Below are 11,892 nucleotides of genomic sequence, written 5' to 3'. Positions count from 1 at the left end.
CACGCATACACGCCTCAGGCTTCGTGCGCACCCGGTTCCCGCGCAGCGTCGGGCGGAGGAGGATGGCACATGTGAAGGTGATGCTCAAGCACGTGCTCGACACCGACGCCGACTCCGCCTGGCGCGCCCTGCAGAGTCCGGCCGTGTTCCGGGAGGTGATGTCCCCGCTCCTGACCGCCGCGTCGCTGGACGAGGGCGGCTTCCGGCCGACCTGGGGTCTGGGCTCGCACGAGGTCGCGATGGACGCCCTCGGCATCGTGCCGATGGGAGCACAGGCGATCGACCTCTCCTACCGTCGCGTGCCCGCGATGCCCGACGTCCGAATCCTGCGCGACAGCGGTGGGCCGCTGTCCGGCTCGCTCCGCCTGATCACCGCGTGGGACCACCGGATGGCCGTGGCCCCGCTCCCCGATGGGCGCACGCTGTTCCGCGACCGCCTGGAGTTCTCGGCCGGTCTCGCCTCGGCCGCGCTCTGGCCGTCGATGTGGGCGTTCTGGCAGTGGCGCGGCATCCGCATCCGCTCCCTCGCCCCGTCCTGGCGCCACGATCTCGGCGCCGACACCCGCCCGCGCGGGGAGTCCGCAGCATGAGCCCCGACGGTGTCGCCGAGGAGGAGACGGAGCTCTCCCGCTCCGAGCTCCTGCGCCTCCAGTGGCCCTCCACGGAGGAGGACGACCAGGGCGACGACGGCGTGTCGCCGCGCCGCCGCCTTACTACCGCTGTGGAGGTGTCGGACTGGCGGCGCCACGTTCAGGCCCTCTACGCGGAGGTGCGCCGGCTCTCGAACGTCGACCTGCTTGCAGCGCACGCGTCGTGGATCCGCGGGCGCAACGCGCTCTTCGCGCAGCACCCCTCCACTCCGCTCCTGCCGGCCGACCGGGCGCACTTCCGCTCGCTGCCGATCGCACCCTACGACGCGGCGTGGCGATTCGATCTCGAGGTCACCCCCGCCGAGGAGTCGCGGCGAATGGTCGTGGAGACCGGCACCGACGGCACCGTGCCCTTCGAGCTGGTCGGCACCGTCGACGTCCCCGCCGTGGGCAGCCTCGACGTCTGGCGGCTCGCGTCCTACGGCGGAGGGCTGTTCCTGCCGGTCAAGGACGCGCTGGCGGGGACTCCGGGCGGCACGTACGGCGGCGGCCGCTACCTCCTGGACACGGTGAAGGGCGCCGACCTCGGGCCCGGTGCCGCCCCCGGAACGCTCGTGATCGACTTCAACTTCGCCTACAACCCCTCCTGCGCCTACGACCCGGCCTGGGCCTGCCCGCTCGCACAGGCGGGGAACACGCTCTCCGTCGAGGTGCCGGTCGGCGAGCGCTACCGGGGCTGACGCCGAGCCTGGACGTGCTCGGAGGGACGGCCGATAGCCTCCCGGCGGCGCCACCGCGCCGGAAAGCAGGAAATCCGCATGCCCCGTCCCGTCCTCCTCGTCACCGGAACCTCCACCGGCATCGGCCGCGCCACCGCGATCGAAGCCGCACGCGCGGGCTGGCGGGTGGTCGCGACGGTGCGCGATGTGGAGCGGGCCGAGGGGCTACTGGCTGCCGCCGACGCCGCGCGGGTCGAGTTCGACCTGCGGGAGCTCGACGTGACCGACGCCGACTCCGTCGCCGCCTGCCTCCGCGGCGTCGAAAAGGAGCTCGGCGGCCTCGACGCCCTCGTGAACAACGCCGGCGCCGGGCACCTCGGCACCCTCGAGCTGGAGGACCCGGAGGAGCTGCGCCGCGTGATGGAGGTCACCTTCTTCGGCACCGTCGCGGTGACCCGCGCCGCGCTACCGATGCTGCGCTCGTCCCGCGGCCGGATTGTGACCGTCTCGAGCGTCGGAGGCGCGATCGGCCAGCCGTTCAACGAGGACTACTGTGCGGCGAAGTTCGCGGTCGAAGGCTTCTTCGAGGCGCTCGCTCCCGTCGCCGCGTCCGTCGGCGTCCACGTCTCGCTGATCGAGCCAGGAGCCGTCCGCAGCAGCTTCGTCGAGAACCTCGGTCTCGACGCAGGCGCGATGCTCGCCCAGGCCGGCCCCTACGCCCCGGCCTTCAGCGCCTACCTCGACCGCGTCGCGTCCTCCTTCTCCTCGACCCACGCGCAGGACCCCTCCGATGTCGCCGCCGTCATTGTGAAGACCCTGCGCGACCCGGAGCCGCCGTTCCGCGTGCAGACGTCGGACTGGGCGGAGGCCTTCGTCGGCACGAAGCTGAGCGACCGGGACGGCTCCCGGGTGCAGAGCGCGATGCGCGGGTGGATCGGCATCCACTAGGGTAGGAGGGTGCGAGCGCAGCGACTGCGCTCCCCCGCGTCGTAGAACGCCCCTTGTCCCCTAGGACTCTGACCGTCGAGGATCCGTCCCGACCATCTGGCGCACGTGCATGAGGCCCCGGCCGCGCGCACCGAAACGTACGGCGAACGGATGTGACCACCGTCACCTTCGCCCGAACGCCGATCCTCGCGCCCCGGCCACCGCCTGCGCGACTACCGATCGGCATGATGCCCCCGAAAGGCACCACTCCATGTCGAACACCCCCTCCTCCTTCAGCGCCCTCGGCGTGCCGGCCCCCCTCGTGGCCGCGCTCACCGCGAGCGGCATCACCGAGCCCTTCCCCATTCAGGTCGACACGCTGCCCGATACCCTTGGCGGACGCGACGTCCTCGGCCGCGGCAAGACCGGCTCGGGCAAGACTCTCGCCTTCTCCATCCCGATGATCGCCCGCCTCGGTGGCTCTCTCGCCGGCGGACGCCGCCGCCCCGGCCGCCCGCTCGGGCTGATCCTCGCGCCGACCCGCGAGCTGGCCACCCAGATCACGGCCGCCATGCAGCCCCTCGCCGAGGCCTACGGCATCGTCACCACCACGATCTTCGGAGGCGTGTCGCAGCAGCGCCAGGTCGCCGCGCTGAAGCAGGGCGTCGACATCGTCGTGGCCTGCCCCGGCCGCCTCGAGGACCTGATGAAGCAGGGCTTCGTCACCCTCGACGCCGTGGAGATCACCGTCCTCGACGAGGCCGACCACATGGCCGACCTGGGCTTCCTGCCCGTCGTCACCCGGATCCTCGACAAGACCCCCCGCGGCGGACAGCGCCTGCTGTTCTCGGCGACGCTCGACAACGGCGTGGACAAGCTGGTGAAGAAGTACCTGCAGAACGAGGTGCTGCACTCGGTCGACGAGGCCAACTCGCCCGTCGCGCTGATGACCCACCACGTCTTCGAGGTCGACGGTCTCGACGCCAAGAACGCGCTCGTGAAGACTCTCGCCTCCGGCACCGGCCGCCGCATTCTGTTCATGCGCACCAAGCACCACGCGAAGAAGCTCGCGAAGCAGCTCACCGGTCAGGGCATCCCCGCTGTCGACCTGCACGGCAACCTCTCGCAGGTCGCCCGCGACCGCAACCTCGCCGCATTCGGCGCAGGGACCGTCAAGGTGCTCGTGGCCACCGACGTCGCCGCCCGTGGCGTGCACGTCGACGACGTCGAGCTCGTGATCCACGTCGACCCGCCGATGGAGCACAAGGCGTACCTGCACCGCTCCGGCCGCACCGCGCGCGCCGGTAGCGAGGGCGACGTCGTCACCGTCGTGCTGCCTACGCAGCGCAGCGATGTGAAGACTCTCCTGCGCAAGGCCGCGATCCAGGTCGCACCTCAGCAGGTGACCGCGGACTCCGCCGCCGTCGCGAAGCTCGTCGGCGACATCGCGCCGTACGTCACTCCCACCGCCGTCGTCGAGCCCGCTCGCGGCCAGTCGCAGGGCGGACGCTCGCAGGGCGCCAACGCGCAGCGCAAGCGCGCGGCACGCACGGAGGGCACTGCCGCACCCCGCGGCGGACGCTCGACGGGTGGAGCGACCAGCGGAGGCGACCGCCCCCGCCGCGACCGCACCGCCGCAGAGGGACCCGCCGGTGGCGGCGCCCGCGGAGGACGCAGCCGTTCGGCCGCCGGCGCCCCCTCGACCTCGGGCGGCTCGCGCTCGTTCTACAGCACCGCGACCGGCGGAGCATCCTCGGCCGCGCCCGCTCGCGAGTCCGCGGGCGGCGCGCGCCGCGGTGGGCGTCGCGCGCAGGGCTGAACCATTGTGCGCCCCGCGCAGCAGTGCACCGCGGTCGGGTTCCCGACGGGGTGCGTTCCGCAGGGCGGGGCGCGGACGGCTACGCCGACCCGCTGGCACGCGGATCAGCGGTTCGCCTCGCGGTGAGTGGCTGGTCCGGGGGCCGGGCGATCAGTGATCGCTCTCCAGCGTTCGTGCTCCTCTGGGCGAGAGCCCTCACGAAGGGTCTCCGTCACAACGAAGGCTGCAAACACCTAGAGCCCTGTGAACGAGCGATTACCCCACTCTGAGCCTTCATTGTGCAGGGCCGCGCGCGACGGCGAATCCGTCCAGGCGGTCGCGGGACGCTCCATTCGGCCCACCGTCTCAGGACGCCGACCGCGGCGCGCAAGAAGGCCGCTCCGCGCCGCTAAGAGAGACGACCGACCGAGGCCAACGCGGCGCGGAGCAGCGCGCCGCGCCCGCCCTCCATCTCGGCGGAGATCGCGTCCGAGCACGCCTCGTCGGGGGTCATCCAGGTGAGTTCGAGGGCGTCCTGGCGGGGGTCGCAGGTGCCGGTGACCGGGACGACGTAGGCGAGCGAGACCGCGTGCTGGCGGTCGTCGGTGAACGGGCCCATGCCGGGCATGGGGAAGTACTCGGCGACGTGGAAGGGCAGCGGGCTCGCGGGGAGGAGGGGGAAGGCCATCGGGCCGAGGTCCTTCTCGAGGTGGCGGAACAGCGCGTCGCGCAGCGTCTCTCCGTACATCACGCGGCCCGAGACGATCGTGCGGGTGATCTGGCCGGAGGGGGTCGCGCGCAGCAGCACGCCGACCTCGGTGACCTGCCCGAGTCCGTCGACGCGGACCGGCACCGCCTCCACGTACAGCAGCGGCAGCCTCCGGCGGATGTCGGCGAGTTCATCGTCGGACAGCCACCCGGAGTTCGGGTCAGGGGTGCGCACGCTCATGGTGCCATTCTTACCCGTCGCGGCTGGTCGCCCGACCGGCGCGGGCGGATCCTGCGCTCAGAGGGATGATGGTGCGATGGGAATCGACGCGAACGCGGTGCTGTGGTCCTCCTCCGAGCGCGACGGCGGAGGGCGGCCCCTCCTGGTGCTGCTGCACGGCTACGGCTCGCACGAGGGCGATCTGTTCTCGCTCGGCGCCTACCTGCCGCTGGAGCCGGTGCTCGCCTCCCTCCGGGCGCCCCTGGTGGTGGGGGGCGGGGCGAACGCGTGGTGGCCACTCCGCCTGCCGCTCCTGCCGGATGCGCCGCACGCCGATCCGGAGGCGGTCGACGCTGCGGCCGGCGGTGTGATCGAGTGGCTGGACGCGCTGGAACACACGGGGCCGGTCGGACTGCTGGGCTTCTCGCAGGGCGCGGCGCTCGCGGTGCAGCTGCTGCGGCGCGCGCCGGGGCGCTTCGCCTTCGCGGTGGCCCTGTCCGGATTCGTCGCGCCGCTGCCGGAGGGCGACGACGCGGACGAGCGGCTCGCGCGCGAGCGTCCACCGGTGTTCTGGGGCCGCGGCACCCTCGACACCGTCATCCCGGAGGAACTCGTGCGGGACGCCGCCGCGTGGTTCCCGACGCACACGGCGCTCGACGCCCGCGTGTACGAGGGGGTGGCGCACGGCGTGGGCCAGGCAGAACTCGCCGATATCAGCACCTTCGTGCGGCTCGGCTTCGCCTGAGCGAGGGGCTCGCGCGCGTCAAGGGCTCGCCCTCGGACGGCTGCCACGGCAATGTCGGTGGTGGCAGGGAGGATGGGACCATGCCGGATGTCCTCGAGCGCTTCTCCCCCGCCACGCGGGCGTGGTTCCAGGGCGCGTTCCCGGCACCGACCTCGGCGCAGGAGGGCGCCTGGTCGGCCATCTCGAGCGGTGCGCACGCTCTCGTGGTCGCGCCGACCGGCTCCGGCAAGACCCTCTCGGCCTTCCTCTGGGCGATCGATCGGCTCGTGCAGAGCCCGCCGCCGGAGGATGCGCAGCACCGCACGCGCGTGCTCTATGTGTCGCCGCTGAAGGCGCTCGGAGTCGATGTCGAACGCAACCTCCGGTCTCCGCTGGTCGGGGTCACGCAGACGGCGCTGCGGCTGAGCGCCGAGGGGATCGGCAGTGCGCCCACCGCGGTCACGGTCGGCGTCCGCTCCGGGGACACGCCGGCCGCCGAGCGGCGCGTGCTGCAGAAGACCCCGCCGGACATCCTGATCACCACGCCCGAGTCGCTCTACCTCATGCTCACCTCGGCGGCCCGTGAGTCGCTGCGCGGGGTCGAGACCGTGATCGTCGATGAGGTGCACGCGGTCGCCTCGACCAAGCGCGGGGCGCACCTCGCCGTCTCACTCGAGCGCCTCGATGCCCTACTGCCGCAGCCCGTGCAACGGATCGGCCTCTCCGCGACGGTGCGCCCGCGCGAGGAGGTGGCCCGGTTCCTCGCCGGTCGCTCGCCCGTCGCGATCGTGGCTCCCGCCTCCGAGAAGCAGTGGGACCTCAGCGTCATCGTCCCGGTCGAGGACATGTCCGAGCTGGGAACGGCGGCTCCGCAGGACGGCTCGACGATGGGGGCCACCGGCCCGCAGAGCGGATCGATCTGGCCGCACGTCGAGGAGTCGATCGTCGATCGGGTGCTCGCGCATACCTCCTCCATCGTCTTCGCGAACTCCCGCCGTCTCGCCGAGCGGCTGACCGCCCGGCTCAACGAGATCCACGCGGAGCGACGCGAACTCGCGGCGGAGCGGGCGCGCGAGGCGGGTGAGCCCGTCGCGGTGGGGGCGCTGCAGGCCGAGATCTCCTCCTCCGCTCGACGCGCCCCCGCCCAGGCGATGGGCGCGGCCGGAGGCACGAGCGGGACCGGGCAGTCCGCTCTCGACGACGAACCGCTGCTGGCCCGTGCGCACCACGGTTCGGTGAGCAAGGAGCAGCGGGCGATCATCGAGGACGACCTCAAGTCGGGCCGGCTGCGCTGCGTGGTCGCGACGTCGAGCCTCGAGCTCGGGATCGACATGGGCGCGGTCGACCTCGTCGTGCAGGTCGAGACGCCGCCCTCGGTCGCGAGCGCCCTGCAGCGCGTGGGCCGGGCCGGCCACCAGGTCGGCGAGGTCTCGCGGGGATCGTTCTACCCCAAGCACCGCGCCGATCTCCTGCACTCGGCCGTCACGACCGAGCGGATGCGTTCCGGGCTGATCGAGGCCATCGCCGTGCCGGCGAACCCGCTCGACATCCTCGCGCAGCAGACCGTCGCCGCCACCGCCCTCGAGAGCCTCGATGTGGACGAGTGGTTCGACACGGTCCGCCGCAGCGCGCCCTTCGTCTCGTTGCCCCGCTCCGCGTACGAGGCGACCCTCGACCTGCTCTCCGGCCGCTACCCCTCCGACCAGTTCGCGGAGCTGCGTCCCCGCCTGGTCTGGGACCGCGATGCGAACACGCTCACAGGCCGCCCCGGCGCCCAGCGCCTCGCCGTCACCAGCGGCGGCACGATCCCCGACCGCGGCCTTTTCGGCGTCTTCATGGTCGGCGAGCCCGGCTCCACCGGCAATCGCGTCGGCGAGCTCGACGAGGAGATGGTGTACGAGTCCCGAGTGGGCGACGTCTTCGCCCTCGGAGCGACGAGCTGGCGCATTCAAGAGATCACCTACGACCGGGTGATCGTGACGCCCGCGTTCGGCGAGCCGGGGCGCCTCCCGTTCTGGAAGGGCGACTCGCAGGGGCGCCCCGCCGAGTTGGGTGAGGCGATTGGCGCCTTCACCCGCGAGGTGGGCGCCGCCGCGCCCGAGACGGCCCGTGAGCGCTGCACGGCCGCGGGGCTCGACGAGTACGCGACGAACAACCTCCTGTCCTTCCTCGACGAGCAGCGCCTGGCCACCGGGCAGATCCCGGATGACCGCACGCTGGTGCTCGAGCGCTTCCGCGATGAACTGGGCGATTGGAGGCTGGTGCTGCACTCCCCGTACGGCATGCAGGTCCACTCCCCCTGGGCCCTCGCCATCGGCGCCCGTGTGCGCGAGCGGCACGGCGTCGACGGGGCGGCGATGGCCGGCGACGACGGCATCGTGGTGCGAATCCCCGACACCGAGTCGGAGCCGCCCGGCGCCGAGCTGTTCCTGTTCGAGCGCGAGGAGCTGGAGCAGCTCGTCACCAGCGAAGTCGGCGGATCCGCCCTCTTCGCCGCCCGGTTCCGCGAGTGCGCGGCGCGGGCGCTCCTGCTCCCGCGGTACAACCCCGGCAAGCGCTCCCCGCTGTGGCAGCAGCGGCAGCGGGCGGCCCAGCTGCTTGACGTGGCGCGCACCTACCCGACGTTCCCGATCATCCTCGAGACCGTCCGCGAGTGTCTCCAGGACGTCTATGACCTGCCCGCCCTGCTGCGCCTCGCCGCGCGCCTGGACGGGCGCGAGCTGCGGATCCTCGAGGTCGAAACGCCCACGGCCAGCCCGTTCGCGCGATCGATGCTCTTCGGCTACGTCGCGGCGTTCATGTACGAGGGCGACAGTCCGCTGGCCGAGCGCCGGGCCGCTGCGCTGTCCGTCGACGCGACGCTCCTGGGCGAGCTGCTCGGTCGCGCCGAGCTGCGCGAACTGCTCGACCCGGCCGTCCTGTCGCAGATCGAGCGCGAGTTGCAGCGAATCGAGCCGGAGCGGCGGCTGCGCGGGCTTGAGGGAGCGGCCGACCTGCTGCGGCTCCTCGGCCCGCTGACGCTCGATGAGCTCGGCGAGCGGCTGGTCGACGAGGCGGTCGCCTCAGCCGACGTCGCGAAGGCGTCGCCGATCGAGCGCGACGTGCTCGACGCTCACGTCGCTGCACTCGTGAAGGCAAAGCGCGTCCTGCCTGTCGGCCTCGCTGGCGAACAGCGCTACGCGGCAATGGAAGACGCCTCCCGGCTCCGCGACGCGCTCGGCGTGCCGCTGCCGATCGGCGTTCCCGTCGCCTTCATCGACCCGGTCCGCGATCCGCTCGGCGATCTGGTCGCCCGGTACGCCCGCACCCACGGCCCGTTCACCGCCGCTGCGGTCGCCACCCGGCTCGGCCTGGGCGTCGCGGTCGTCACCGACACCCTGCGCCGCCTCTCCGGTGAGCGCCGTGTCTCCGAGGGCGAGTTCCGGCCGACCGGCACCGGCACCGAGTGGTGCGACGCCGAGGTACTGCGGCGCCTGCGCAGCCGCTCGCTCGCCGCGCTGCGCAAGGAGGTCGAGCCGGTCAATGCCGCGGCCTACGCCCGCTTCCTCCCCGCCTGGCAGCACGTCGGCGGCTCCCTCCGCGGGATCGACGGCGTCGCCTCCGTAATCGACCAGCTCGCGGGAGCACCCATCCCCGCCTCGGCCTGGGAGTCGCTGATCCTGCCGGCGCGCGTCCGCGACTACTCCCCCGCGATGCTCGATGAGCTCACCGCCACAGGTGAGGTCCTCTGGGCCGGCGCCGGCACCCTCCCCGGCAATGACGGCTGGGTGAGCCTGCACCTCGCCGACACGGCTGGGCTGACCCTGCCCGTCCCGGCCGTCGAGGCCGTGACGCTGACCGAGCTGCAGCAGGAGATCGTCGGCGTGCTCGGCTCGGGCGGCGGCTACTTCTTCCGCCAGCTCTCCGACGCGGTCGGTTCGACCGACGACTCCGGCCTGGTCGATGCCCTGTGGGAGCTGGTCTGGGCGGGGCTGGTGACCAACGACACCCTCGCCCCGCTCCGCACGCTCGTCGGCTCGACCGGAGGCGCCCACCGCCAGCCACGCGCTCCCGCCCGCGCCCGCGCCCCCCGGGGCCGGATGACCGCGCGGCCCACGATGGCGACCCGGGTCGGACCGCCGACCGCTGGGGGTCGCTGGTCGATCGTCCCGCTCGCGGAGTCGGACGCGACGATCCGCGGACACGCGCTCGGTGAGATCCTGCTCGAGCGCTACGGGATCGTCACCCGCGGCTCCGTGCAGGCCGAGGGCGTCCTCGGCGGGTTCGCCCTCGCCTACAAGGTGCTCAGCGGATTCGAACAGCAGGGTCGTGCCCGGCGCGGCTACTTCATCGAGAAGCTGGGCGCCGCACAGTTCGGCACCGCCGGGAGCGTCGACCGGCTTCGCACGTTCGCACCGCAGGACGAGGCCCAGGAGCGCTCACGACCGGTCCTCGCCCTCGCCGCGACCGACCCCGCCAATCCGTTCGGCGCGGCGCTGCTGTGGCCCCAGGGAGAGGGCCACCGCCCCGGGCGCAAGGCCGGCGCACTCGTCGCCGTGGTCGACGGAGCGCTCGCGGTCTACCTCGAGCGCGGCGGCAAGACCGCCCTCACCTTCACCCGTGACGAGTCGGCCCTCGCCGACGCGGCCGGCGCGCTCTCGCAGCTGGTCCGCTCCCGCGGCGTCGAGAAGCTGACCGTCGAGAAGGTCGACGGCGTCTTCGCGCTCGGCACACCCTTCGGCGACGCCCTCGTCGCCGCGGGCTTCGTCGCGAATCCGCGCGGCCTGAGGATGCGCTCGTGAGCGCCGAGAAAAGCCGCCGTGCCCGAGGGTGACACCGTCTACCGGTCCGCGCACAACCTTGCCGAGGCGCTCGACGGCGAGGTCCTGACCCGATGCGACGTCCGCGTGCCGACGTACGCGACGGTCGACCTCACGGGCGAGACGATCGACGCGGTCGTCTCCCGTGGCAAGCACCTGCTGATGCGGGTCGGGGACGCACTGATCCACTCCCACCTCAAGATGGAGGGCAGCTGGCACCTCTACGCCCGCGGCGGAGGCGAGCGACCGACGTGGCACCGGCCCGCGTTCCAGGCCCGGATCGTCCTCGAAACCGAGGACTGGCAGGCGGTCGGCTTCGACCTCGGGCTCCTCGAGATCGTGCCGCGCGCGGCCGAGGAGGACGTGGTCGGCTACCTCGGCCCCGACCTGCTCGGCGCCGACTGGGACCCGGACGAGGCCCTGCGCCGCCTCTCCGCCGACCCGGTGCGCCCGATCGGTCTCGCCCTGCTCGACCAGCGGATCATGGCCGGTCTCGGCAACGTCTACCGGGCGGAGCTGTGCTTCTTGCGCGGCGTGCTGCCCACGCGCCCCGTCGCCGAGAGCGGGGACCTCGTGCGCACCATCGCCCTCGCGAAGCGGCTGATCACCGTCAATCGGGAGCGGATCGAGCGCACCACGACCGGCAACCTGCGCCCGGGCCAGCAGCTGTGGGTCTACGGACGCGACCGGAGGCCGTGCCGACGCTGCGGCACTCCGATCGCGCGCGGCGAGCTCGGCGATGACGAGTTGCAGCTGCGGGTCACCTACTGGTGCCCGCACTGCCAGAGGTGATCCGCTACTCCTCGACTGCCGAGCGGCGCCCGGGGACGTGCTTCTCGTGGACTCCGACGTCCGTCAGGCGCTCGATGCGGTCGACGTGGCGGCCCGGCTCACCGGCATCGGCCACGATCCAACTGCCGACCAGCAGGAACGCGTCCCGACCACCGGCCGTCAGCGGGCCCGTGATGGTGAACGATCCGAGCGCCGGAGTCGAGAAGGCCACGCGCACCGGGTCCCCGTGTTCGAGGCCCGCTGCCGAGCGCTCGCCGCCGACCTCGTCGGCGTCCGGTGCCAACGCAATGCTCTGGATCTCGGTGCCGGTCCCGAGGAAGACGTCGGCGACGACGAGTTCGCCGCCGACCGCCTGACGGACGACCCCCTCGATCCCGTAGAGGCCGTAGCGCGGCGAGCGGACAAGGACCCGGACCGAGTCGCCGATCGCGATCTCGGCGAGCGCGCCGCGGATCGAGGCGACATCCCTCCGCGCAGGAGGGGCGGACAGAGCGTCGAGGATCGGGCTGGACATCCGATCAGGGTAGCCGCTCCGGGAGCGGGCCCGCCCGAGAGCGTGGCCGCTCCGGCACGCCCCCGGAAACACCGAAAGCCCCGCGTGAGCAGGGCCTTCGG

9 protein-coding genes are annotated in these 11,892 nt (G+C 72.8%); 7 read left to right on the top strand and 2 right to left on the bottom strand.

The genetic code is table 11. The features are described from left to right. Nucleotides 1–62: 62 nt before the first annotated feature. The 4 genes from A6122_RS02845 (at nt 63) to A6122_RS02830 (ending at nt 4,055) form a co-directional block, all read left to right on the top strand. Nucleotides 63–590 carry a hypothetical protein gene (locus tag A6122_RS02845; protein ID WP_104258964.1) on the top strand — a complete coding sequence of 176 codons (528 nt, stop codon included), beginning with the start codon at nt 63–65 and terminating at the stop codon, nt 588–590. Next, a complete protein-coding gene (locus A6122_RS02840; RefSeq protein WP_084415772.1) occupies nt 587–1,330 on the top strand; it encodes a DUF1684 domain-containing protein in 744 nt (247 codons plus the stop codon). Before A6122_RS02845 ends, A6122_RS02840 begins: the two co-directional genes overlap by 4 nt. 78 nt (nt 1,331–1,408) lie before the next feature. After that, the gene (locus A6122_RS02835) at nt 1,409–2,257 is read left to right on the top strand and encodes an SDR family oxidoreductase (RefSeq protein WP_068251389.1); all 849 of its coding nucleotides are present in this window, start codon (nt 1,409–1,411) and stop codon (nt 2,255–2,257) included. A 250-nt stretch (nt 2,258–2,507) separates the two neighbouring features. Then, nucleotides 2,508–4,055: a DEAD/DEAH box helicase gene (locus A6122_RS02830; RefSeq protein ID WP_068251387.1), complete on the top strand. Its 1,548-nt coding sequence runs from the start codon at nt 2,508–2,510 to the stop codon at nt 4,053–4,055. Between the two features lie 388 nt (nt 4,056–4,443). Here the strand turns inward: A6122_RS02830 and A6122_RS02825 are convergent, their stop codons facing one another. Further along, nucleotides 4,444–4,983 carry an NUDIX hydrolase family protein gene (locus A6122_RS02825; RefSeq protein ID WP_068251385.1) on the bottom strand — a complete coding sequence of 180 codons (540 nt, stop codon included), beginning with the start codon at nt 4,981–4,983 and terminating at the stop codon, nt 4,444–4,446. A gap of 76 nt (nt 4,984–5,059) precedes the next feature. Here A6122_RS02825 and A6122_RS02820 point away from each other — a divergent pair, with 76 nt between their 5' ends. The 3 genes from A6122_RS02820 to A6122_RS02810 all read left to right on the top strand — a co-directional run bounded on the left by A6122_RS02820 (nt 5,060) and on the right by A6122_RS02810 (nt 11,277). Further along, nucleotides 5,060–5,707, top strand: coding sequence for an alpha/beta hydrolase (locus A6122_RS02820; protein WP_068251382.1), 648 nt, complete (start codon nt 5,060–5,062; stop codon nt 5,705–5,707). Nucleotides 5,708–5,787: 80 nt separating this feature from the next. Beyond that, nucleotides 5,788–10,467, top strand: a complete 4,680-nt coding sequence (locus A6122_RS02815; protein WP_068251379.1) for an ATP-dependent helicase — start codon at nt 5,788–5,790, stop codon at nt 10,465–10,467. An 18-nt stretch (nt 10,468–10,485) separates the two neighbouring features. Further along, nucleotides 10,486–11,277 (top strand): DNA-formamidopyrimidine glycosylase family protein, encoded by a 792-nt coding sequence (locus A6122_RS02810; protein WP_068251376.1) that lies wholly within the window; start codon nt 10,486–10,488, stop codon nt 11,275–11,277. Between the two features lie 4 nt (nt 11,278–11,281). On the opposite strand, the gene A6122_RS02805 is transcribed toward A6122_RS02810, so the two are convergent. Next, complete coding sequence (locus A6122_RS02805) at nt 11,282–11,791, bottom strand: hypothetical protein (RefSeq protein ID WP_237358224.1); 510 nt, start codon at nt 11,789–11,791, stop codon at nt 11,282–11,284. Nucleotides 11,792–11,892: the final 101 nt, after the last annotated feature.

Origin of the sequence: Rathayibacter tritici, from assembly GCF_001641005.1 — a bacterium.
Lineage (GTDB): Bacteria > Actinomycetota > Actinomycetes > Actinomycetales > Microbacteriaceae > Rathayibacter > Rathayibacter tritici.
Note: the sequence above shows the minus strand (reverse complement) of the source record. Positions and strands in the feature narration are given on the sequence as shown.

What these genes read in the sequence shown, in the direction of transcription:
- A6122_RS02845 (WP_104258964.1), top strand. Translation starts at nt 63, where the DNA reads ATGGCACATGTGAAGGTGATGCTCAAGCACGTGCTCGACACCGACGCC.
- A6122_RS02840 (WP_084415772.1), top strand. Translation starts at nt 587, where the DNA reads ATGAGCCCCGACGGTGTCGCCGAGGAGGAGACGGAGCTCTCCCGCTCC.
- A6122_RS02835 (WP_068251389.1), top strand. Translation starts at nt 1,409, where the DNA reads ATGCCCCGTCCCGTCCTCCTCGTCACCGGAACCTCCACCGGCATCGGC.
- A6122_RS02830 (WP_068251387.1), top strand. Translation starts at nt 2,508, where the DNA reads ATGTCGAACACCCCCTCCTCCTTCAGCGCCCTCGGCGTGCCGGCCCCC.
- A6122_RS02825 (WP_068251385.1), bottom strand. Translation starts at nt 4,983, where the DNA reads ATGAGCGTGCGCACCCCTGACCCGAACTCCGGGTGGCTGTCCGACGAT.
- A6122_RS02820 (WP_068251382.1), top strand. Translation starts at nt 5,060, where the DNA reads ATGGGAATCGACGCGAACGCGGTGCTGTGGTCCTCCTCCGAGCGCGAC.
- A6122_RS02815 (WP_068251379.1), top strand. Translation starts at nt 5,788, where the DNA reads ATGCCGGATGTCCTCGAGCGCTTCTCCCCCGCCACGCGGGCGTGGTTC.
- A6122_RS02805 (WP_237358224.1), bottom strand. Translation starts at nt 11,791, where the DNA reads ATGTCCAGCCCGATCCTCGACGCTCTGTCCGCCCCTCCTGCGCGGAGG.